Consider the following 20,441-nt stretch of genomic DNA (forward strand, 5'->3'; position numbering starts at 1 on the left):
CGCTTCGGTGGGCTGTGGGGCTTACCGCGCGCAGCACTGCTTGAACTTGCGCCCCGACCCGCACGGGCAGGGGTCGTTGCGTCCTGCCTTGATCGGATGATTGGGGTCGAGGAAGTACCAGCGACCCTGAGTCAGGCGGAAGTCGGAGCATTCGCGGTGGGTCTGGGCGCTGCCGTCCGGGTCTTGCCAGCGGGCGACAAAGGTCACCTGTGCGCTGGTTGCGCCCGGCAGCTCAGTGGCTGTTTCGACCGTCAGCCCGAGCCAGCGGCTCTGCTCGCTCCATTGGCGCATTGCCTCGACATCCAGCTGCGCCTGCTGGGCGGGAATGGTGGTAGCGACCAGGTAATCGATCAGGCCGAGGGTGTAGGCGCAGTAGCGTGAGCGCATCAGGCGCTCGGCGCTCGGGGCAGCCTTGCCCTGATGAAGCGGCTGGCAGCAGTCGCCATAACGTTGACCGCTGCCGCAGGGGCAGGGCGCAGCGGCGGTGAGGGTTGGAGTCATCGCGTTACCACCAGTATTTGTCGAACATCTCCGGGTTGGCCCAGTACTTGGAGTTCAACCAGTCCGGTACGCTCTTGTACTCGGCCAGATCGTAGGCATAGAGCGTCAGGCTCTGGCCATCCTGGCTGAAACGCGCGTGACGCTGCAGGGCGAGGGCGTAGAAGTCATTCTCCTGCCAGTCGTCAATGCGTTCCATGTCGACCAGCACCGCAATCCGGCTGGCAGAGAGGTTGCGCAGGCCGGCGAGCAGTTCGGTAGCGGTGCGTTTGTCGAGGTGCTCGAGCTGATCGGCGACAATGGCCAGGTCGTAGCGTTGATTGCGCAGGTCGTCGCTCAGCGGGACGTCATCTGTGCTGCTGACCCGACAATCCGGGTGTTCCTGCAACCAGGCCTTTACGGCCGGGATCTCGCTGCGGCTGACGCAGAGCAGGCTCGCGGGGCGATAGTGCTGGAGGATGCCCAGCAGGGATGACGTTGGCGTGGCGCTCATCGGAAGACTCGACTGTGAACGGATTCAGCGCAGCAGGGTAGGTGCTGGCCGGTGTTGATGCAAGCACCGGCGGTCCAGCTCGGCGGCGTTGAATGGTATGATCGCCGGCTGATCCGGAGCCCGCATGCTGAACGATGAACTCAAAGGCCAGATCCAGACGGCCTATCGCACCTTTCTGGAAAACAAGTCGCTGAAGCCGCGCTACGGCCAGCGCGTGATGATTGCCGAGGTCGCCAAGGTCTTCGGCAATGTTGCGCTGGACGAGGAGGGGCATCGTGATGGTGATCCGGCGGTCGCGGTGATTGAGGCGGGTACCGGTACCGGCAAGACCGTAGCCTATTGCCTGGCGGCGATTCCGATTGCCCGCCATCTGGGCAAACCGCTGGTGATTTCCACGGCAACCGTGGCGCTGCAGGAGCAGATCGTTCTCAAGGACTTGCCGGATATTCTGCGCAACTCCGGTCTCAAGTTTGGCTTCTCGCTGGCCAAGGGGCGCGGCCGCTATGTCTGCCTGGCCAAGCTCGACAACCTGCTGCGCGAAAACCAGTCGATGGCTGATCAGCAGCAGATCTTTGCCGATGACGGCTTCCGCATTGACGTGGATGAGGCCGGACTCAAACTCTACACTCGCATGGTCGAGGCGCTCGGTGGCAACAAATGGGACGGTGAGCGCGACTCCTGGCCCGAGGCGCTGGAGGATCAGGACTGGTCGCGGCTGACCACCGACCATATCCAGTGCAGTAACCGCCGCTGCGGGCACTTTCAGCAATGCGTGTTCTACAAGGCCCGCGAGGGCGTGCAGAAGGTCGATGTCATCGTCACCAATCACGACCTGGTGCTGGCGGATCTAGCGCTGGGTGGCGGCGCGATTCTGCCCGACCCGCGTGACTGCCTCTATGTATTCGATGAGGCGCACCACCTGCCGGACAAGGCGATTGGCCATTTCGCCCACCATACTCGCTTGCATGCGACCGCCGAGTGGCTCGACCAGATCGACAAGAACCTCAGCAAGCTGCTCGCGCAGCATCCGCTGCCCGGCGATCTGGGCCGCGTGCTGGAGCAGGTGCCGACTACCGCCCGTGATCTGAAACCGCATCAGCAGTTCATGCAGCAGGCACTGGGCGGCGTCGCCGACTTTGCCAGTGCTGAGGATCTGGGCGGCAACATCCGCCCGCAATACCGCTTCGAGAATGGTGAAGTGCCTGACGAGCTGTGCGAGATGGGCATGGAGCTGAAGGCCGGCTTTGGCCGCTTGAGCGACCAGTTACAGCGCATCGTCGATATGCTCAAGGAGGCGATGGATGGCGAAGCGACCATCGGCGTCTCCGAGTCTCAGGCCGAGGAGTGGTACCCGCTGTTTGGCGCGCTGCAGGCGCGAGCCGAGGCCAATTGGACGCTGTGGACCCAGTTCTGCCTGCAGGACCCGGAGGGCAAGCCGCCGACCGCGCGCTGGCTGACCCTGACCGAAGGCGGCGACATCGAAGTCCACGTAAGCCCCATTCTGGCCGCTGACACCCTGCGTCAGTACCTCTGGAATCCAGCCTTCGCGGCGCTGGCCACCTCGGCAACGCTGACCGCGCTGGGCAAGTTCGACCGCTTCAGTCACCGCGCCGGTTTGCCGCGCAGCGCGGTCTGCGCGCTGGCCCCCAGCCCGTTCAAGCATGGTGAGGCCGGGCTGTTGCGTGTGCCCAATTATGGAGCCGACCCGCGCGACAGCGTCGCCCATACGGCTGCGATCATTGAGCACCTGCCGGAGATTCTGGCCGATGAGCGCGGCAGCTTGGTGCTGTTCTCTTCGCGCAAGCAGATGCTGGAGGTGTTTGCCGGGGTGCCCGCCGAGTTTCGTCAGCGGGTGCTGGTGCAGGGCGATCTGTCCAAGCAGGAGCTGATCCGCCAGCATCGCAAGCAGGTCGATGACGGCAAGCAGAGCGTGATCTTCGGTCTGGCGAGTTTTGCCGAAGGAGTCGATTTGCCGGGCAAGTATTGCGAACACGTGGTGATAGCGAAGATTCCCTTTGCCGTACCGGACGATCCGGTTGAAGCCGCGCTGGCCGAGTGGATCGAAAAGAACGGCGGCAATCCGTTTATGGAAATCGCCGTGCCGGACGCCAGCTTGCGGCTGATTCAGGCCTGCGGTCGTTTGCTGCGCACCGAGAGCGACAGCGGTACCGTCACCGTGCTGGACCGCCGGCTGGTGACCCAGCGCTATGGCAAGGCGATTCTCAATGCGCTGCCGCCGTTCCGTCGCGAGATCGATTGAGTCATCAGCCTGAGCGATGGGCTATCGACAGGGCAACTGATGATGGCTGCCATGCGTCGGCAGCTTCGCTTTAATGGGCAAAACAAGACAACAAGGACCGCATGATGAGCACTATTCAGGGCTACTTTGATCCCCGTTTCGAGTCGGTACGCGAGCTGTTCGCCGAACAGCAGCAGGACGAGCAGGCCCGTGGCGCCGCGCTATGCGTCACCGTTGGCGGCGAAACCGTGCTGGATCTCTGGCAGGGCGTGCGTGACAAGGACAATCAGGCAGTCTGGGAGCAGGACACTCTGGTCAACGTGTTCTCCTGCACCAAGCCGCTCGGTGCGGTCGCTTTGCTGCAGCAGGTGGCCGCTGGCAAGCTGGAGCTTGACGCACCGCTGGCGGCGGTCTGGCCCGAGTTTGCCCAGGCCGGCAAGGCGTCAGTCACCCTGCGCCAGATCCTCAGTCATCGTTCCGGCCTGTCGGCTGTCAGCGAGACCTTGCCGCCCGAAGCTCTGTTCGAGTGGGACACCATGAGCGCCGCGCTGGCTGCGCAGCAGCCTTGGTGGACGCCGGGTGAACAGCACGGCTATGCGCCGGTCACCTACGCCTGGTTGCTGGGCGAGCCGCTGCGCCGTCTGACTGGCCTGCGTCCCGGCCAGGCGATTGCCGGCAGTATCTGTCAGCCGCTGGGCATGGATTTCTTCATTGGGGTGCCGGATCAGGACCTGGAGCGCATCGCCTCGGTATCGCGTTTGCGTAATCAGTATGGTGACGATGGGGCACGCCGCCTGTTCGCGGCCATGGGGCAACCCGACAGCATGACGGCCAAAGCCTTTGGCAACCCTTCGAGCATGATGACCAGCACCAACCGCCGTGAGTGGCAGCAAGCCGATATTCTGTCGGCCAACGGCACCGGCAACGCCCGCTCGCTGGCGCGTTTCTGGCAACTGCTGGCGCACGACGGTCAGCTCGATGGCGTCAGCCTGCTGGATGCCGAGCTGGTCAAGCAGATGCAGCAGGAACATAGTGCCGGTGACGACCGCACGCTGCTGTGTCAGACCCGCTTTGGTCTGGGTGTGATGCTGGAGCACGAAGGGCCTGGCGGCAGCTTCGGCATGGGCAAGAACGCCTTCGGCCACCCCGGTGCAGGCGGTTCTCTGGGCTTCTGTGATCCGGACGCCAAAGTCGGCTTCGGCTACGTCACCAATACCATGGGGCCCTATGTGCTGATGGACCCGCGTGCGGTCGCGCTCAGCCAGGCGGTGTATCGCTGTCTGCAGTCGATCGACTGACCTCTGCGCAAAGCCTGCGCTGTATCAATGTGCGGCGCCGGCCGACTGCTAGGATAGGATACGTTGCTGTCGTCACCATTCACTGTTGCCGGAAATCGATCTGATGAAACCCAGTATTGCCGATCTGCGTCGCGACTATACCCGTGACGGACTGACCGAAGCCCAGGCGCCTGCCGAGCCCCTTGCCCTGTTTGGTGAGTGGTTTGCGCAGGCGGTTGAAGTGGAAAGCACCGAAGCCAACGCCATGATGCTGGCTACGGTCGACGCTGAAGGTCAGCCGCACCTGCGCACCCTGTTGCTCAAGGGCTTTGATGAGCGCGGCTTTGTGTTCTTTACCAATTACCAGAGCGCCAAGGGGCAGCAGCTGTCGGGTCAGCCGGCTGCCGCGATGACCTTCTGGTGGCACGATCTTGAACGTCAGGTGCGCATCGAAGGTCAGGTCGAGCAGACCAGCGCCGAGGAGTCGGACGCCTACTTCCACAGTCGCCCTGAGGGCAGCCGTCTGGGCGCCTGGGCGTCGCCGCAGAGTCAGGTGATTGCGGGGCGCGAGGTGCTGGAAGACCGCCTTGGTGCTGTGCAGGAGCAATACGCTGATGCCGCTGCGCCGCGTCCTCCGCACTGGGGCGGTTACCGACTGGTGCCCACCCTGATCGAGTTCTGGCAGGGGCGTCCCAGCCGTCTGCATGACCGGCTTTGCTATCGCCTGGCCGAGGGCAACTGGGTGAGGGAGCGACTGGCGCCCTGATTCGCTCATTCTCGGTCCCGTTGCTTGCTGCTGCCGCGCTTCGGCTTTACGCTGACAGACAACCGCGACAGCAGGAGGCGACATGGGCAGAGGGGTGTTTCAGCAGAAGGTTGTAGTGATTACCGGCGGCTGTGCCGGAATCGGTCGGGCACTGGCCTTGCGCTTCGCGCAGGCCGGAGCCCATCTGGCCATTCTCGATGTGCAGGACGAGTCGCTGGTCGCCTTCCGCCAGCAACTGCATGACAAACTCAATGCCGATGTATTGGCGATCAATTGCGACGTATCCGACGACCAGGCCTGCGCCGAGGCGATGGCCCAGGTCGTCGAGCGTTTCGGGGGGATTGACCTGCTGATCAACAATGCCGGCATCACCCACCGCAGCGCCTTTGCCGATACCGACTTGTCGGTGTTCCAGCGGATCATGGCGGTGAATTACTTCGGTGCCGTCAACTGCACCCGGCATGCCCTGCCCAGCCTGCTTGAGCGCCGCGGTCAGGTGATCGTTCTCAGCTCACTGTCCAGCTTCGCCCCGTTGCTCAACCGCAGCGCCTATAACGCCAGCAAGCATGCGCTGCATGGCCTGTTTGAAACACTGCGCATGGAAGTACGCGAGCAGGGCGTCAACGTCATGCTGGTTTCCCCCGGGTTCACCGCCACCGATATCCGCAAGAACGCGCTGGTTGGTGACGGCTCTGTCGCCCAGGCCAATACCGCCCTGCCGTTCAAGGTCGCCGCGCCAGCGGATGTGGCCGAGGCGATCTATCAGGGCGCGTGTCGGCGCAAGCGGCAGTTGATTCTGTCCAATGTGGACTGGCAGGCGCGGCTGTTTGCGCGCTTTTTCCCGCGGTTGTTCGAGCGCTGGATGGTGCCGAGGCTGTCAGGTGTGAAGCCGGCCTCGGCGAGGGGGGAAGGGCACTAGCGTTTGTGACGCCAGTGCCCTGGGGTTCACTGCAGTTGCTGATTGTGCGCCCGTGGGCCGGGGAGGATGCCGTTGTGAACATTGCTCGACAGCAGTCGGAAGCTGGTTAGTCCGGCAATCTGATAGCTGCGGTCTACGGTGGTGTTGATGATCTGATCCACCAGCGCGACGACCAGCATGCCCACCAACCCGCCGCCGCTGTTGTTGCTTTGTTCGGTCGATGACGCGGTAGCGGCCCCTTTCCAAAGCAACTGACCTGTGCGGCTGTCCACCAGCGATGCCTCCGCGGTCACCCGAGTATCACTGGCGATTAGCTGATAGCTGGTGCCGTATTGGGTGATGTTGATATATAGAATCGAGTCGGCACCAAATACATCATTCAGCTTGTCCAGCGGCAGCGAGTGAATTTCCTGCGGATCGGTCAGCCCGTTCTCGCGGAATGTTTCTTCTACTACCGCAACCGGGAACACGTAATAACCCGACTCGGCCAGCGGATGGCTGACCTGGGTGAGGAAGCTGTAGCTGGCACTGACATCCAGTGATTCGTTTACCGGCGGCAGGACCAGAATCGAGCGGGGTTTGCTCTCACGGAAGGCGGTGTAGTCGTAGGACGGTGTTGCGCAGCCGGTCAGCAAGGCTGTCAGAGCCAGCACCGCGAGTGTGATGCTCTTTTTCATTGTGTTACCTCCGGCTGCTCATTCAGGACTCGTTCCACAAAGTGGCTGGACTCCGGGAACAGGTTTTTTTCCATGGCGAACTGTTCGCGAGCTTCGATCTCGCGGCCGGTGTTGAAATACAGCATGCCCAGATGGGCATGTAGTCCGGGCGGAACACTTTTGCCCTGAGCCTGCGCCCTGGACATGATTGCCTCAACGCTCTGGACTTGAGCGGCGTAGTCGGTAACCCCGTCCTGATGGTGCATATACAAGGTGTTCTGGTAGTCGCCCCAGTGGTAAAGAGGCTGGTTGACTGGCGCGCAGGCGCCCAGCAGGGCAGCGGCTGCGACACAGCCGCCCTTGAGTAACGTTGTTTTCATACTACGTCCTTGCAGTTATTAGTTGCTGGCGGGGTTCCAGGCTCCGGATTGAATGCCGTTTACCAGGTTGTTCACGGCTTCGCGGATCGCCAGATCGAGGACCTTGCCATTGAGGGTTGCGTCGTAACCGGCGGTGCCACCAAAGCCGATGACCTCGCGGTTGGACAGGCTATACTCGCCAGCTCCCTGGGTGGAGTAGACGACCTCGGAGGTGCTTACATTGACCACGTTAAGCGCAACCTTGGCGTAGGCAACTTGCGATTTTGCGCGCCCCAGAATACCGAATAACTGTTGGTCCCCGGTAACCTTGCGACCAAATTCGGTGACATCACCGGTAATGACGTAGCTTGCTCCCTTGATGCTCTGGGTTGCGCCGCTATAGCCAGCCTCCGCAGCGAGCTGGGCCATGTTGGTCCGCTCCAGAACGTTGAACCGGTTGGTCTGCTGCAGGTGGGTCACCAGCGTGGTTTTGGCCTGGTTGCCAAGGCGATCCACACCATCAGAGAAGAGCCCACGCTGGTAGCTGGAACGGTTGTCGAACTGGCCGACGGCAATCGGCGCACGGACGCCCTGATAGGCGGTGCCGTAGCTGGTTACGCGGGGGACTTCAACGGTGCGGGATGATTCGGTAGCACAGGCCGACAGCAGCAGTGCGCTGGCTACGGTGGCAGAGATAGAGAGTTTTCGAAGCATCGGCTCGATTCCTTTCGATGGGGGATGGCGCTGTGCTATCAGCTGCGCCGGTGGAAGGACTATACCTTTTTCAGCGAGTTTCAAGCCACTGAATAATGCCTTTTGCGGCCTGTCGCCCGCTGGCAAAGCAGGCAGTCAGCAGATAGCCGCCGGTGGGGGCTTCCCAGTCGAGCATCTCGCCGGCGCAGAAAATGCCCGGCAGCGCCTTGAGCATCAGGTGGTCATTCAGTGCACTTCGGCAGACGCCGCCGGCGCTGCTGATGGCTTCATCCAGCGGGCGGGTCGCGGTCAGGGTAATGGGCAATGCCTTGATGCCGGCGGCGAGCTTGCCCGCGTCGGCAATCGCGTCTTTGCTCAGGCATTCATGCAGCAGCGCCACCTTGACGCTGTCCAGCCCCGTCTTCTTGCGCAGCAGGTTGCTCAGGCTTTGGCCCTTGCGTGGCTGGCTGAGGGTCTGCTGCAGCTGGGCCCGGGTGTGATCCGGCGCAAGATCCAGGCTTAGTTGCGCGTGGCCCCTGGCTTCCAGTTGTTCGCGCAGCGCGGCGGACAAGGCATAGATCAGGCTGCCTTCCAGGCCGTCGTGGGTGAGGATGGCCTCCCCGCGGCGGCTGATGGTCTCGCCCCCGGGGCTTTGGGTGCTGGCGATGACCTGCTTGAGTGGCTGCCCCGCGAAGCGTTCGCTGAGAAACGGGCTCCATGCGCTGATAAAACCGCAGTTGCTGGGGCGCAGTGAGCGTACATCAACGCCGCGTGCACTGAGCAGGGGCGCCCAACTGCCGTCTGAACCGAGGCGCGCCCAGCTGCCGCCGCCCAGCGCCAGCAGTGTTGCCGCTGCCCTTGCTTTGATTTCACCGTCCGGGGTGTTGAAGCGCAGCGCTGCGCTGTCATCCCAGCCTAGCCAGCGATGCCGGGTGTGCAAACGGACGCCCTGTTCGCGCAGGCGTTTGAGCCATGCGCGCAGCAAGGGCGCGGCTTTCATGTCAGTTGGGAAAACGCGTCCGGAGCTGCCGACGAAGGTGTCGATGCCCAGGCCGTGAATCCAGTCGCGCAGCGCCTGCGCATCGAACGCGTCCAGCCACTCGCCGACCCAGGGTGAGGCCTCTCGGTAGCGCGACAGGAAGGGGGCTGCCGCCTCCGAGTGGGTGATATTCATGCCGCCAACGCCAGCCAGCAGAAACTTGCGCCCGACCGAGGGCATGGCGTCGTACAGGTCGACCTGCAGACCTGCCGCTGACAAGACCTCCGCCGCCATCAAGCCGGCCGGGCCGCCACCGATAATGGCTATGGAGCGGGTGTCGGTGTTGGCGGTGTCGGTCATGGTGCGATCCTGAAAGCGGGGCGCGCAGTTTAGCCCAATCCGCGCTGCTGCCAAATCTGCGCGGCACTGTGGTGCAGGATGCCGTGGCGTCGGGCGAGGGCGTCGCGGTCGTTGTCGTAACCGCCGCCGATGACGGCGCAGACAGGGATGTCGCGCCCAAGACAGCTGTCGATCACCAGCCGGTCGCGGGCGGCAATCCCCAGGTCGGTCAGTTGCAGATAGCCGAGTGCATCAGACTGGTGGACGTCAACGCCGGCGTCATAGAGCACCAGATCCGGTTGATAGAGGGGCAGCAGATAGTCCAGCGTCTGCTGCAGGGTATGCAGGTAGCCCCGGTCATCCAGCCCGCGTGGCAGGGGGATATCCCAATCACTGGTCGCCTTGCGCGCCGGAAAGTTGTTCTCGCAGTGCAGTGATACCGTAATCGCGGCGTCAACGTCTGCAAGGATGGTTGCAGTGCCGTCGCCCTGATGGACATCGCAGTCGATGATCAGCACCCGCTCTACCCGTCCGCTGGCCAGCAGTGACAGGCTGATGATCGCCAGGTCATTGAAGATGCAGAAGCCGGAGGCAAAATCCCGGTGGGCGTGGTGAGTGCCGCCTGCCAGATGGCAGGCCAGGCCGTGTCGCAGCGCCAGCTCGGCCGTCAGCAGCGAGCCGCCGACCGCGCGGGTGGTGCGCGCAACCAGTGCCTCGCTCCACGGCAGGCCCATGCGGCGCAGGGCAGTCGCATCCAGCGCGTTGTCATGGAAGCGGTTGACGTAGTCCGGGTCGTGGGCCAGTGCCAGCAACTCGCGGCTGCAGCGTTCGGGACTGTGCAGATTGCCGTCGTGCAGCAACCCACTGGTTCGAAGATGGTCGTGCAGACGCACGAACTTGTCCATCGGGAACCGGTGGGGCGCGGGGAAAGGGAAGCTGTAGTCGGGATGGTAGACCAGGGGCAGATCCACGACGACTCCTCGTGGCAGTGTATGGCGCATCGAGTATGCGCATTGCGCTGGTACTCAACAAGTCTCGGGGCTGATGCAGGGTGCGCTGCAGTCTGCTACTGCGAGACAATCCGGGTTAAACTGGCGGCCATTTCTGCGGCGAACCGGCCGCCATTACAGTCAAGACGTACCCGTCCGTTAGCGGAGGGGCAATATGTGAGGACCCGCTATGAGCGAATTGCTGGATGATCTGGTAGACCTGCTGGCACTGGAGAAAATCGAGGAAAACCTGTTCCGTGGCCGCAGTCAGGATCTCGGTTTCAAGCAGCTGTTCGGTGGGCAAGTTCTGGGTCAGTCGTTGTCGGCGGCCAGTCAGACGGTTGACCCTGACCGCCATGTGCATTCGGTGCATGGCTACTTTTTGCGTCCGGGCGACGCTGATCTGCCGATTGTCTATCAGGTTGATCCGCTGCGCGACGGCGGCAGCTTTACTACCCGCCGGGTTCAGGCGATTCAAAAGGGCAAGCCGATTTTTACCATGATCAGCTCGTTTCAGGGCGATGTTGAAGGCTTTGAGCACCAGGCGGCGATGCCTGAGGTTCCCGGCCCGGAAGACCTGCCCAACGAGACCGAATGGACCCGCCGCTATCAGCATCTGATTCACGAAAAGGTCCGCGACAAGGTGTTGTGCGGCAAGCCAATTGAAATTCGTCCGGTTGGCGAGTTCAATCCGTTCGAGCCTGTGGCCGGTGAGCCGGTGCGCTACATGTGGTATCGCGCCGACGGTACCCTGCCGGACGATCCCCAGGTGCACCGCTATCTGCTGGCCTATGCCTCGGACTTTCATCTGTTGGGTACGGCGATGCAGCCGCACGCCATCTCCAGCTGGTCGCCCGACATGCAGGTAGCCAGTCTTGACCACTCGCTGTGGTATCACCGTCCGCTGCGCATGGATGACTGGCTGCTGTACGCCATGGACAGCCCGTCGGCCAGCGGCTCCCGCGGCCTGTCGCGTGGTCAGATCTTCAATCGGGCCGGTGAGCTGGTTGCCTCGGTGACGCAGGAGTCATTGATGCGCAGGGTGCAGCGCTGATATGCAGCATCTGCGCGGCTGGGTGTTCGATCTGGACGGCACGCTGACGGTTGCTCAGCACGATTTTCCGGCAATCCGACGCGAACTGGGGGTGCCGGCAGAGGCCGACATACTGACGTTCATGTCGGGCTTGCCGGCGGCCGAATACCTCGCCATGAAAGCGCAGCTTGATGCCATCGAGCTGCGTCTGGCCGAGCAGGTTGAAGCGGCGCCCGGCGCGGTCGCCCTGGTGCGTCAATTGCACGAAGGGGGGCGTCGATTGGGTATTCTGACCCGCAACCTGCAATCGGTCGCCCGTTCGACGCTGCGCTGTCTTGGTATTCTCGACTGCTTTGCCGCAGAAGATGTGCTGGGGCGCGAAGAGGCTGAACCCAAACCCTCACCAGATGGTATTCACCGCCTGCTGGATCGCTGGCAGCTGTCGGCGCGGGAGGCGGTAATGGTCGGAGACTTTCGCTTTGACCTCGAGGCCGGGCGGGCAGCGGGCAGTCATACCTGTCTGATCCTGCCTGACAATCCCTGGCCGGAGCTGGCCGATTGGCACGTGCCGGATTGCGCCACGTTGTTGGCCCGACTCTAGGTCGGGCCCGTGACTGGCCTGCAGGGCTGGTTGGTCAGTCTGCCGCCTGAAAGCGCAGGCGCATCGACAGATCGACTGCCTTGACGTCCTTGGTCATGCTGCCGATCGAGATGTAATCCACGCCGGTTTCAGCAACGCTGCGCAGGGTTGTTTCGGTAATCCCGCCGGAAGCCTCCAGCCTGGCGCGACCGGCGTTCAGGGCAACGGCGGTGCGCATGTCCTCGTCGCTGAGTTCGTCCAGCATGATGATGTCAGCACCGGCTTCCAGTGCCTGCTTCAGCTCTTCGAGGCTCTCCACTTCAACCTCAACCGGCTTGCCCGGCGCAATCTCGTGCGCCCGGCTGATGGCCTGGGCAATACCGCCACAGGCGGCGATGTGGTTTTCCTTGATCAGGAAGGCGTCGTACAGGCCAATACGGTGGTTGTGGCAACCGCCGCAGGTCACCGCGTACTTTTGCGCCAGGCGCAGGCCGGGAATGGTCTTGCGGGTATCGAGCAGTTTCACGCTGGTACCGGCAACCAGGTCGGCAAAGTGGCGGCTGCGGGTGGCGGTGGCCGAGAGCAACTGGATGAAATTGAGCATCGAGCGCTCGGCGGTCAGCAGGCCCCGGGCCGGACCGTTGAAGCGGCAGATCGTCTGATCGGCGAGCAGGGTGTCGCCATCATTGACCAGCCATTCAATGATGATGCGCGGATCGACCTGGCGGGCAACTTCATCCGCCCAGGCACGGCCACAGAAGACGGCGGCTTCGCGGGTGATGATGCGGCCATCGGCCTGACGTTCCGCCGGAATCAGACTGGCGGTGATGTCGCCGTCGCCCACGTCCTCTGCCAGAGCGCGGCGGACGTCATCAACGATGGTGCTCTGCAGGCTGTCGAGTGTGAGGTTGGGCATAGAGACTCCGGCGTCTGATCGCAAGTGCCGGGAGTATACCGATTGGCAAAAAAAAATGCCCGCCGGGGAGGCGGGCATTGTGCGGGCCGACTTACTTGTTCATGTAGTTGGCCGGATCTGCAAAGTAGTCCTTGGTCAGTTTGAAGACTACAGGACTCAGTAGCAGCAGAGCGATCAGGTTGGGGATCGCCATCATCGCATTCAGGGTGTCGGCCACCAGCCACAGGCTGTTCAGGTCGATACCGGGCAGGGTGCCCAGCGGAATGGCGATGATCCACAGCAGGCGGAACGGCAGGTTGGAGCGTTCACCGAACAGGAACTGGGTACACTTCTCGGAATAGAAGCTCCAGCCAATGATGGTGGTGAACGCGAATACCGCCAGACCGATACTGACAATGTACTGACCCCAGCCACCCGGCAGGCCCTGACTGAAGGCCAGTGCCGACAGCGGTGCGCCGTTCTCGCCACTCTGCCAGGCGCCGGTCACCATGATCACCAGGCCGGTGATGGAACAGATGATGATGGTGTCGATAAAGGTGCCGAGCATCGCCACGGTGCCCTGACGGATCGGGTTGTTGGTTTGCGCGGCGGCGTGTGCAATCGGCGCGCTGCCCAGGCCCGCCTCGTTGGAGAAGACGCCGCGGGCGATACCGAAGCGCATGGCCATCCAGACAGTTGCACCGGCGAAACCGCCGGCTGCGGCGCTTGGGTTGAAGGCATAGTAGAAGATCTGGCCGAAGGCTTCCGGCAGCTTGTCGGCATGCATGATCAGGATGATCAGGCCGCCACCAACATAGAAGATTGCCATGATCGGGACCAGCTTGCCGGCTACTTCACCGATGCGCTTGATGCCGCCAAGCAGTACCAGGGCAACCAGAACGGCAATGATGATGCCGGTGGCCAGCGGCGGGATGTTGAACGAGCTGTTCAGGGCGTCGGCAACCGAGTTGGACTGGATGGTGTTGCCGATGCCGAAACCGGCCAGCATGCCGAAGATGGCGAACAGCACGCCAAGCCACTTCCATTTCTCGCCAAGGCCGTTCTTGATGTAGTACATCGGGCCGCCGACGTGGTTGCCCAGCGCGTCCTTTTCGCGGTAGCGCACGGCGAGCACGGCTTCGCAGAACTTGGTTGCCATGCCGACCAGCGCGATGACCCACATCCAGAACAGCGCGCCCGGGCCGCCTAAGAATACAGCTGTGGCAACGCCGGCGATATTACCGGTGCCCACGGTAGCGGACAGGGCGGTCATGAGTGCGTTGAAGGGACTGATGTCGCCTTCTTCGCTACTCTTGCGGCCGCGCCAGAGCATGCCGAAGCCGTAGAACAGCTTGCGCTGGGGAGTGAGTTTGAGACCAAGTGTAAGATACAGGCCGGTACCGGCCAGCAGGGCGAGCATCGCCGGGCCCCATACGATCCCGTTGATGTCCCCGATAAGGGCAATAATTGCTTCCATAGAATACAGCTCCTGATGTTGTGTTTTCGATGCATCTAGCGGTACATCGTTACTATTGCTGTCAGGCAGATGTTGACCGAACCAGCTTATACCAGAGATCGCCGGCATGGTTACAGAATATGTCTCGACTATGCTGTGGCAAGGAACTGTGATGTTGATCAAGAATCCGGTTAAGGGTAGCGGTTTTGTCGTCGCAAGCCGGTATACTTGAAGCTGATAAAACCTTGACGCCAATTTATCGGCATATGGATGGCTTTGAGCGTGCAGGAGTTTCTCCGCTGGCGTGCAGCACCCTATGACAAGTGCAACTTGTCTGGAGAGTAGAAATGTCCCAGGACCCCAAAGTAGTTTCAATCAAGCCCAATCTGGCAGCGCGCGCTGCTGCCGGAGGCTCGGTGCTGCCTGCGCCTCTGATCAGCGTGCGGGATCTGGCGACCGGGTATCTGCAGTCTGCGATGGTCGAGATGTTCGACAAGGCGGATGACAACCTTTTCGAAATGGCTGACAAAGCCGCCAATAATGCCGACCAGGCGCTATTTTTCGAAGCCATGCGCACTCTTCGCCTGCAGCGCCACAATATCGTCAAGAAAACCTGTGATTCGCTGATTCTGGCCACAGAGCAAATCAATGCACAGTACGACTCGAGCGTGCCGGCCGTCTCATTCGAGCTGGATACCCTGAGTCTGGTGCAACCCGATGAGCTGGAAGAGTCCGTTGCGATCGACGGGATGGTCAATCGGGTTATCAGTCGCAATCAGGCGGCACTTGGCCATTTGCTCATGCGGGTCAACAGCCTTGCGAAAAAGACGGTGGAGCAGAGTGACAACCCCTTTGCTCCAGGCGCAATCGCCGAGTACTTTGCGGAGTCCCTGAGGGCGCTCAGTCTCGACATCAAGGTGCGTCTGATCGTTTTCAAGCTCTTTGAACGCTATGTGTTCAACGGCATTGACGGGCTGTATGAAAGTTTGAATGACGCTTTTGTCAGCGCGGGGGTTATGCCTGACTTGCGCGTGACCTCGGCTGTTTCCGTGCGCAGGCCGGTGCCAGGGGCCGGTGCTGGTTCGGGGCGTGGCGTCGGGCAGCAGGGCGGACGCTCAGGCGACAGCAGTGAGCAGCAGGAAATCCTCGGCATGTTCAGTGAGCTCATTGGCAAGTGGCGGGTTGCCAGTGGCGATGTGGCGCTGGCAGGTCTCAACTCATCGGGTGGCATTCCGATGGGGACCAGTGAGTTGCTGCGCGTGCTGTCCGAGGTAACCGCAGAGAGCTTTGCCGGCGACGCTGGGCAGAATGGTCTGCGCCGTCACGTCCAGCAGTTGTTGCATCAGCAGCGGGTGCAGAGTGGCGGTACCAAGACTGTGGCGCGAGTTGATGACGATGTCATCAGCCTGGTGTCCATGTTGTTTGATTTTATTCTCGAAGACCGTGAATTGCCGGCGGCGGTGAAGGCATTGATCGCGCGCATGCAGTTGCCGGTACTCCGGGTGGCCATCAGCGACAAGAGCTTCTTCAGTCGGGCATCGCACCCGGCTCGTCGTCTGTTGAACGAACTGTCCCGTGCGACCATGGGCTGGAACGATCACGATGATCTCCGGCGCGATCAGTTGCACGCTTTGCTGGAGGAGATTGTTGAGCAGTTGCTGGTAGAAATCGAGCCGAGTGCGGATCTGTTCGACACCCTGTATCAACGCCTGACCGATTTCCTGCGTGCCGAGCAGCGCCGCGCCGAGCGGGTCGAGCAGCGTACCCGCGATGCTGAGGAAGGTCGCGCCCGTATCAAGGCAGCGCGCGCCGAAGTGGCAAAGGAAATCAACAAGATGTTGCTGGGCCGCACCTTGCCGGTGACGGTAGTTGATTTGCTGCGCGATACCTGGAGCCAGGTCATGCAGATGATCTTCCTGCGTGAAGGGGGTGAGTCCAGGGCCTGGAAGCACGCGCTGGGTACGGCAAAGGCAGTGGTGCACAGTGTGCAGCCGGTTGATAGCGCGGGCGTACCGCAGCGACTGGCGCAGAATCGTCAGATTGAGGCGGCTATCCGTGGTGGTCTTGAGTTGCTGGGGCTGGACGCTGCATCCACCGAGCGTCATGTGCTGGCCATTGTTGCTCCGCAGCGGGCTGTGCTGGCGGCCGTCAGGGCGGCAGGCTCCCCGGTTGAGCCTGATCTGCCTGTCGAATCCGCGGAATCTGAGGTCGTTTCGGAACCGCCGGTTGAGGCAGTGCGGGTGGAGCAGCCGGTACTGGAACAGGAGCCGGTCGAGGCTCCGCCTGAAACCATCGATGACCTGCCCAGCGTAGGTGCGCAGCGGTGGGTAGAGGGTCTGGGCACCGGTTGCTGGCTGCAGCTGGTCGTAGCGGAAGGCAAGGCGCCCCAGCGTTGTAAACTGGCCGCCATTATCAGCTTCAGTGGTAAATACATCTTCGTAAACCGCAACGGCGTCAAGGTTGCTGAACTGTCGGGCCATGAGCTGGCGCAGTGCTTTGATCGTGGGCAGGTCAGTCTGCTGGACGAAAATCAGTTGTTTGATCGTGCGCTGGAATCGGTCATCGGCAACCTGCGTCAGCTTCAGGCGCGCACCTGAGGTGGATGCGGCTGGCGTCGGCACCTGCTAGCATGAGGCTTTTGCTGTCGGGGAGCCTGTATGCGGATCAGCGAGGGTTGGCTGGAGGGCGCAGTTCGTTGCCCTTCCGAGCACTGCAACGAGCGACCCGCCGGGTGTGACGTTTCGCTGCTGGTGATTCACAACATCAGTTTGCCGCCGGCCTGTTTCGGCGGCGGCTTCGTCCAGCCCTTTTTTACCGGGCAGCTTGATCCTTCCCTTCATCCCTACTTTGCCGAGATAGCGGATTTGCGCGTGTCTGCGCACTTTCTGATCGAGCGTGACGGTACCGTTACCCAGTTTGTCTCCTGTGACCGGCGAGCCTGGCATGCGGGTGCATCGTGCTACAGCGGTCGGGAAAACTGCAACGACTTCGCCATTGGTATCGAGCTGGAAGGGACTGACGAAATTCCCTACGCGGACGCCCAGTACGATGCTCTGGTAAGCTTGACCCGGGTGTTGCAGACGGCCTATCCGGCAATTACCAATCACCGTATAACCGGGCATGAGTTTATTGCTCCGGGGCGCAAGACGGATCCTGGTCCTGCCTTTGACTGGCGCCGCTATCTGCAGGCGCTGGTTTGTTCTCATCGTGTTCAGGGAGAGCATTGATGCATTTTCTTGCCTTGTTGCTGGTCGTTGCACTGATGTGGTTTACCCCGCTGCGCACCGGCTTGCCGCTGGACCTGCCGAAAGCCTGGGTCATCCGCGTGGTGCGTCGTTATCCCGTGCGGCAGCCGCTTGCTGGCCTGCTGCTGGTGCTGCTGCCTTTACTGATTCTGGTATTGCTTCAATGGTGGTTGCAACGTAACGGACTTGGCTTGATCGGCCTGTTGCTGTTTGCCCTGGTGCTGCTCGCCTGTGTTGGCAGGCGCGACCCGTTGGGCGCGATGGCGACCGGCTTCGAGCAGGCCTGGGACAGGGGCGACAGGGCCGCCGCCGCGCTAGTGGCCGAGCGCGATCTTGGGGTGGTCGCCGAGGGTCAGGACTCCGTGCTGAGCGAGGTCAGATCGGCTCTGGTGCGTGAGGTATTGCATGGCTACATGGTGACGGTTTTCTGGTTCGCCCTGCTGGGTCCTGCCGGCGCTCTGGGCTATCGGCTGCTGCGGTTGCTGGCCGATCAGGAGAATAGCTCCGCCGCGTCGCCCGCATCGGCGCTGGCCCATGCGCTGGAATGGATTCCCGCACGCCTGCTTGCTGCCAGCTTTGCGCTGGTCGGACATTTTGATCATGTGCGTGCCGAGCTGGCCGATGTCATGCTGCACTGGGAGCTGCCATCGGACGTGCTGGTTCATCGGGCGGCAGAGGCCGCCCTCAATGGCAGCTACGGATCGCTTGCCGGGGCTGAGGCTGAGGGGGTGCTGGCCGATACCCGAACCCTGCTGGTTCGCGCACTGGTCGTTTGGGCAGTGGCGCTGGCTCTGCTTGCCGTGCTCGGCTAGATTCGCCGGCTTTGACTTAAAGTTGCGCTGGCTGGAGCCGATAGCCTTTCTGTGAGACAGTCAGTGTTGGGGCGACAGCGCCTCGTTGTGGTGGTTGTTATACAAGAACAGCGCAGGTTCAGCCTGCGCAGAGCCCTCGCCGCCGGGCAGCTTATTATTAGGAGAGACCTCGGGTGAACAGTCTGCTTTCCCCTGCCATCGCGTTAATGAACCGGCTGACCTACGGCATGAAGTTTTGCCTGATCAGTATCCTGTTTTTTGTTCCCTTGGGTATCGTCAGCAGCATGCTGGTGCAGCAGGCCTACGAGCGTGTCGAGGTGACGTCGCACGCGCTGGACAGTCTTGCATTGGTGCGTGCGACCTCTGATGCGCTGCGCAGCGCCGAACTGGTGCGTGACCTGGATGCGGTCAACACGCGCCTGGGTCAGGGCGGTCAGGCAGACAGTATCGAGGAGCGCCTGACCGAGACTCGTGCGCGGCTGATCGAGCAACTGAACAGTTTGCCGCTGGAGGCCGATGACCCGGCGGCCGCCGACCTGATAGCCATGCGCGACAAACTGGTACAGAGCTATAACGAGATTGCCGCCGAGTCGATCATCTCGCGCGGTCCGATGTCGGTGCGTGCCAAGGATGAAACGGCAACCCTGCTGATCATGACAGCCGCTTACGCGGGCCTGCCGCAGGATTTTGACCGCAATGTCCGTCAGTTGACGGAGTTGCTTATCGGTTCCACCGTTGAGGTGACCTCTTTGTTGGGCCATGGCCGCGCGACCGGGGCTTATTCGATGGGACTGGGCTTTCTGGACTCGGACGCCAGCCGGGAAATGGATGATCTGGTCACCGGGCTGCAGAAGCTCGGCGCCGATTATTCGCAGGTTCTGGAGCAGGCGGTTGCCGGGACCGGCAACGCCGCCTTGCAGACTGCTGCAGAGCAGAGTCTCAAGAGCATCGAGAGTGCCGGTGTGATCTTTGAAGAGGATGTCATCATTGCTGCCTCGCTCGACAGTACCTGGGATGCCTTCTTTGATCGTATTACCCGCGAGATCGAGTCCACTTACCTGCTTGACGAGGCTATCTTCGATTATCTGGACACTCAGCTTGACGGCCGCCTGGCCAGCAATCAGCAGACAATGTGGTTGCTGGTGGTGTCCCTATCGCTGGTTGGGTTGCTGATCATTTACCTGTACGCCGGGTTCTATTTCGCTACCCGCCGAACCCTCAAACGCCTGTCGCAGCAGATGGGGCAGGTGGCCGGCGGCGACATGACAGTGCAGGTCGAGGTCGACAGCAAGGATGAGCTCGGTGCCCTGGCTGCCGACTTCAACAACACCGTGCAGCGAGTGCGCGAGCTTATCCGGCAGGTCAGCGATACCTCCGGTCAGGTGCAGGAACAATCCAGTCAGGTTGAGCACATCGCCAGCGAAAGCAGTCAGGCGGTAGCATCGCAGCGTAGCCAGATCGAGCAGGTCGCCACGGCCATGAATGAAATGGCGGCGACTTCGCAGGAGGTGGCGCGCAGTGCCGCTCTGGCGGTCAACAATGCCGAGCAGGTCAATACGGAAACCCTGAATGGGCGCCGCATGGTCGAATCATCGGTCGACGGTATTGAAAAGCTGGCAGGGGAAATCGAAAACTCGGTACGGGTCATCAATCAACTGGCAGACGACAGTTCCTCGATCAGCCGGGTGCTCGACGTGATCAAGGGCGTCGCCGAACAGACCAATCTGCTGGCGCTGAACGCGGCTATCGAGGCGGCCAGGGCCGGGGAGCAGGGTCGCGGTTTTGCTGTCGTAGCCGATGAGGTGCGGACCCTGGCCCGCCGGACCCAGCAGTCCACCGAAGAGATCGAGCAGATGATCGCCCGATTGCAGGAAGGGGTTGCAGCCGCGGTCAAGGCCATGGGCAGCAGTCATGGCATGACGGCTGCCACTGTGGAATCTTCGCTGCAGGTGCAGCAGGGGCTCGACAGCATCCTCAAGGCGGTGACCCAGATCGTCGATCAAAGCCAGCAGATCGCCGCCGCCGCCGAGCAGCAGACAGTGGTCAGCCATGATATTGACCAGAACATCGTGCAGATCAATCAGGCAGGTGAGCGGACAGCGCAGGGTGCACAGCGAGCCGAGGAAGCCAGTGGCCGCCTCGGTCACCTGGTGCAGTCGCTGCAGAGCATTATCAGCGCCTTCAAGGTGTGATGAGTCTGGGCGATTGAGCAG

The 20,441-nt window shown here is 61.8% G+C and carries 19 protein-coding genes; 10 read left to right on the plus strand and 9 right to left on the minus strand.

Annotated features, from left to right (window positions below; all coding sequences use genetic code 11):
- Positions 1-21: 21 nt before the first annotated feature.
- Positions 22-501 carry a YchJ family protein gene (locus ACZ5WQ_RS00185; protein WP_464382869.1) on the minus strand — a complete coding sequence of 160 codons (480 nt, stop codon included), beginning with the start codon at positions 499-501 and terminating at the stop codon, positions 22-24.
- A 4-nt stretch (positions 502-505) separates the two neighbouring features.
- Positions 506-991, minus strand: a complete 486-nt coding sequence (locus ACZ5WQ_RS00190) for a DUF6231 family protein (protein WP_233049199.1) — start codon at positions 989-991, stop codon at positions 506-508.
- 124 nt (positions 992-1,115) lie between these two features.
- Here ACZ5WQ_RS00190 and dinG point away from each other — a divergent pair, with 124 nt between their 5' ends.
- From dinG to ACZ5WQ_RS00210, 4 genes are all read left to right on the plus strand, one after another.
- Positions 1,116-3,251, plus strand: a complete 2,136-nt coding sequence (gene dinG / locus ACZ5WQ_RS00195) for an ATP-dependent DNA helicase DinG (RefSeq protein WP_464382870.1) — start codon at positions 1,116-1,118, stop codon at positions 3,249-3,251.
- A gap of 104 nt (positions 3,252-3,355) precedes the next feature.
- Positions 3,356-4,528, plus strand: a complete 1,173-nt coding sequence (locus tag ACZ5WQ_RS00200) for a serine hydrolase domain-containing protein (protein WP_464382871.1) — start codon at positions 3,356-3,358, stop codon at positions 4,526-4,528.
- Between the two features lie 103 nt (positions 4,529-4,631).
- Positions 4,632-5,273 carry a pyridoxamine 5'-phosphate oxidase gene (gene pdxH, locus ACZ5WQ_RS00205; RefSeq protein ID WP_285676720.1) on the plus strand — a complete coding sequence of 214 codons (642 nt, stop codon included), beginning with the start codon at positions 4,632-4,634 and terminating at the stop codon, positions 5,271-5,273.
- Between the two features lie 82 nt (positions 5,274-5,355).
- Entirely contained in the window at positions 5,356-6,192 is an 837-nt protein-coding gene (locus ACZ5WQ_RS00210) for an SDR family oxidoreductase (RefSeq protein WP_285676719.1), read from the plus strand.
- A gap of 26 nt (positions 6,193-6,218) precedes the next feature.
- On the opposite strand, the gene ACZ5WQ_RS00215 is transcribed toward ACZ5WQ_RS00210, so the two are convergent.
- From ACZ5WQ_RS00215 to ACZ5WQ_RS00235, 5 genes are all read right to left on the minus strand, one after another.
- Entirely contained in the window at positions 6,219-6,869 is a 651-nt protein-coding gene (locus ACZ5WQ_RS00215) for a DUF799 domain-containing protein (protein ID WP_228245897.1), read from the minus strand.
- A complete protein-coding gene (locus tag ACZ5WQ_RS00220) occupies positions 6,866-7,228 on the minus strand; it encodes a DUF4810 domain-containing protein (RefSeq protein ID WP_228245898.1) in 363 nt (120 codons plus the stop codon). Before ACZ5WQ_RS00220 ends, ACZ5WQ_RS00215 begins: the two co-directional genes overlap by 4 nt.
- 18 nt (positions 7,229-7,246) lie before the next feature.
- On the minus strand, positions 7,247-7,921 hold the full coding sequence (locus tag ACZ5WQ_RS00225) for a CsgG/HfaB family protein (protein ID WP_228245899.1): 675 nt from the start codon (positions 7,919-7,921) through the stop codon (positions 7,247-7,249).
- Between the two features lie 70 nt (positions 7,922-7,991).
- The gene (locus tag ACZ5WQ_RS00230) at positions 7,992-9,239 is read right to left on the minus strand and encodes a TIGR03862 family flavoprotein (RefSeq protein WP_464382872.1); all 1,248 of its coding nucleotides are present in this window, start codon (positions 9,237-9,239) and stop codon (positions 7,992-7,994) included.
- Positions 9,240-9,268: 29 nt separating this feature from the next.
- Entirely contained in the window at positions 9,269-10,189 is a 921-nt protein-coding gene (locus ACZ5WQ_RS00235) for a histone deacetylase family protein (protein WP_228245901.1), read from the minus strand.
- A 208-nt stretch (positions 10,190-10,397) separates the two neighbouring features.
- Here ACZ5WQ_RS00235 and tesB point away from each other — a divergent pair, with 208 nt between their 5' ends.
- Together tesB and ACZ5WQ_RS00245 are read left to right on the plus strand one after the other, a co-directional pair.
- Entirely contained in the window at positions 10,398-11,261 is an 864-nt protein-coding gene (gene tesB / locus ACZ5WQ_RS00240; RefSeq protein ID WP_228245902.1) for an acyl-CoA thioesterase II, read from the plus strand.
- 1 nt (position 11,262) lies between these two features.
- Positions 11,263-11,841: an HAD family hydrolase gene (locus ACZ5WQ_RS00245; RefSeq protein ID WP_228245903.1), complete on the plus strand. Its 579-nt coding sequence runs from the start codon at positions 11,263-11,265 to the stop codon at positions 11,839-11,841.
- A gap of 34 nt (positions 11,842-11,875) precedes the next feature.
- On the opposite strand, the gene nadC is transcribed toward ACZ5WQ_RS00245, so the two are convergent.
- A complete protein-coding gene (gene nadC / locus ACZ5WQ_RS00250) occupies positions 11,876-12,736 on the minus strand; it encodes a carboxylating nicotinate-nucleotide diphosphorylase (RefSeq protein WP_269687833.1) in 861 nt (286 codons plus the stop codon).
- A 91-nt stretch (positions 12,737-12,827) separates the two neighbouring features.
- Entirely contained in the window at positions 12,828-14,192 is a 1,365-nt protein-coding gene (locus ACZ5WQ_RS00255; RefSeq protein ID WP_088275645.1) for an alanine/glycine:cation symporter family protein, read from the minus strand.
- A gap of 326 nt (positions 14,193-14,518) precedes the next feature.
- On the opposite strand from ACZ5WQ_RS00255, the gene ACZ5WQ_RS00260 reads away from it, so the two are divergent.
- From ACZ5WQ_RS00260 to ACZ5WQ_RS00275, 4 genes are all read left to right on the plus strand, one after another.
- Entirely contained in the window at positions 14,519-16,768 is a 2,250-nt protein-coding gene (locus tag ACZ5WQ_RS00260; RefSeq protein ID WP_464382873.1) for a DUF1631 domain-containing protein, read from the plus strand.
- A 60-nt stretch (positions 16,769-16,828) separates the two neighbouring features.
- Positions 16,829-17,398 carry a 1,6-anhydro-N-acetylmuramyl-L-alanine amidase AmpD gene (ampD, locus tag ACZ5WQ_RS00265; protein WP_464382874.1) on the plus strand — a complete coding sequence of 190 codons (570 nt, stop codon included), beginning with the start codon at positions 16,829-16,831 and terminating at the stop codon, positions 17,396-17,398.
- Positions 17,398-18,228 carry a regulatory signaling modulator protein AmpE gene (gene ampE, locus ACZ5WQ_RS00270; RefSeq protein WP_464382875.1) on the plus strand — a complete coding sequence of 277 codons (831 nt, stop codon included), beginning with the start codon at positions 17,398-17,400 and terminating at the stop codon, positions 18,226-18,228. Before ampD ends, ampE begins: the two co-directional genes overlap by 1 nt.
- A gap of 173 nt (positions 18,229-18,401) precedes the next feature.
- Positions 18,402-20,420, plus strand: a complete 2,019-nt coding sequence (locus ACZ5WQ_RS00275; RefSeq protein ID WP_464382876.1) for a methyl-accepting chemotaxis protein — start codon at positions 18,402-18,404, stop codon at positions 20,418-20,420.
- Positions 20,421-20,441 lie beyond the last annotated feature (21 nt).

This window comes from Halopseudomonas sp. T1L2 (assembly GCF_055397385.1).

Coding starts and splice junctions, on each gene's coding strand:
- ACZ5WQ_RS00185 (WP_464382869.1), bottom strand. CDS start 501: ATGACTCCAACCCTCACCGCCGCTGCGCCCTGCCCCTGCGGCAGCGGT.
- ACZ5WQ_RS00190 (WP_233049199.1), bottom strand. CDS start 991: ATGAGCGCCACGCCAACGTCATCCCTGCTGGGCATCCTCCAGCACTAT.
- dinG (WP_464382870.1), top strand. CDS start 1,116: ATGCTGAACGATGAACTCAAAGGCCAGATCCAGACGGCCTATCGCACC.
- ACZ5WQ_RS00200 (WP_464382871.1), top strand. CDS start 3,356: ATGAGCACTATTCAGGGCTACTTTGATCCCCGTTTCGAGTCGGTACGC.
- pdxH (WP_285676720.1), top strand. CDS start 4,632: ATGAAACCCAGTATTGCCGATCTGCGTCGCGACTATACCCGTGACGGA.
- ACZ5WQ_RS00210 (WP_285676719.1), top strand. CDS start 5,356: ATGGGCAGAGGGGTGTTTCAGCAGAAGGTTGTAGTGATTACCGGCGGC.
- ACZ5WQ_RS00215 (WP_228245897.1), bottom strand. CDS start 6,869: ATGAAAAAGAGCATCACACTCGCGGTGCTGGCTCTGACAGCCTTGCTG.
- ACZ5WQ_RS00220 (WP_228245898.1), bottom strand. CDS start 7,228: ATGAAAACAACGTTACTCAAGGGCGGCTGTGTCGCAGCCGCTGCCCTG.
- ACZ5WQ_RS00225 (WP_228245899.1), bottom strand. CDS start 7,921: ATGCTTCGAAAACTCTCTATCTCTGCCACCGTAGCCAGCGCACTGCTG.
- ACZ5WQ_RS00230 (WP_464382872.1), bottom strand. CDS start 9,239: ATGACCGACACCGCCAACACCGACACCCGCTCCATAGCCATTATCGGT.
- tesB (WP_228245902.1), top strand. CDS start 10,398: ATGAGCGAATTGCTGGATGATCTGGTAGACCTGCTGGCACTGGAGAAA.
- ACZ5WQ_RS00245 (WP_228245903.1), top strand. CDS start 11,263: ATGCAGCATCTGCGCGGCTGGGTGTTCGATCTGGACGGCACGCTGACG.
- nadC (WP_269687833.1), bottom strand. CDS start 12,736: ATGCCCAACCTCACACTCGACAGCCTGCAGAGCACCATCGTTGATGAC.
- ACZ5WQ_RS00255 (WP_088275645.1), bottom strand. CDS start 14,192: ATGGAAGCAATTATTGCCCTTATCGGGGACATCAACGGGATCGTATGG.
- ACZ5WQ_RS00260 (WP_464382873.1), top strand. CDS start 14,519: ATGTCCCAGGACCCCAAAGTAGTTTCAATCAAGCCCAATCTGGCAGCG.
- ampD (WP_464382874.1), top strand. CDS start 16,829: ATGCGGATCAGCGAGGGTTGGCTGGAGGGCGCAGTTCGTTGCCCTTCC.
- ampE (WP_464382875.1), top strand. CDS start 17,398: ATGCATTTTCTTGCCTTGTTGCTGGTCGTTGCACTGATGTGGTTTACC.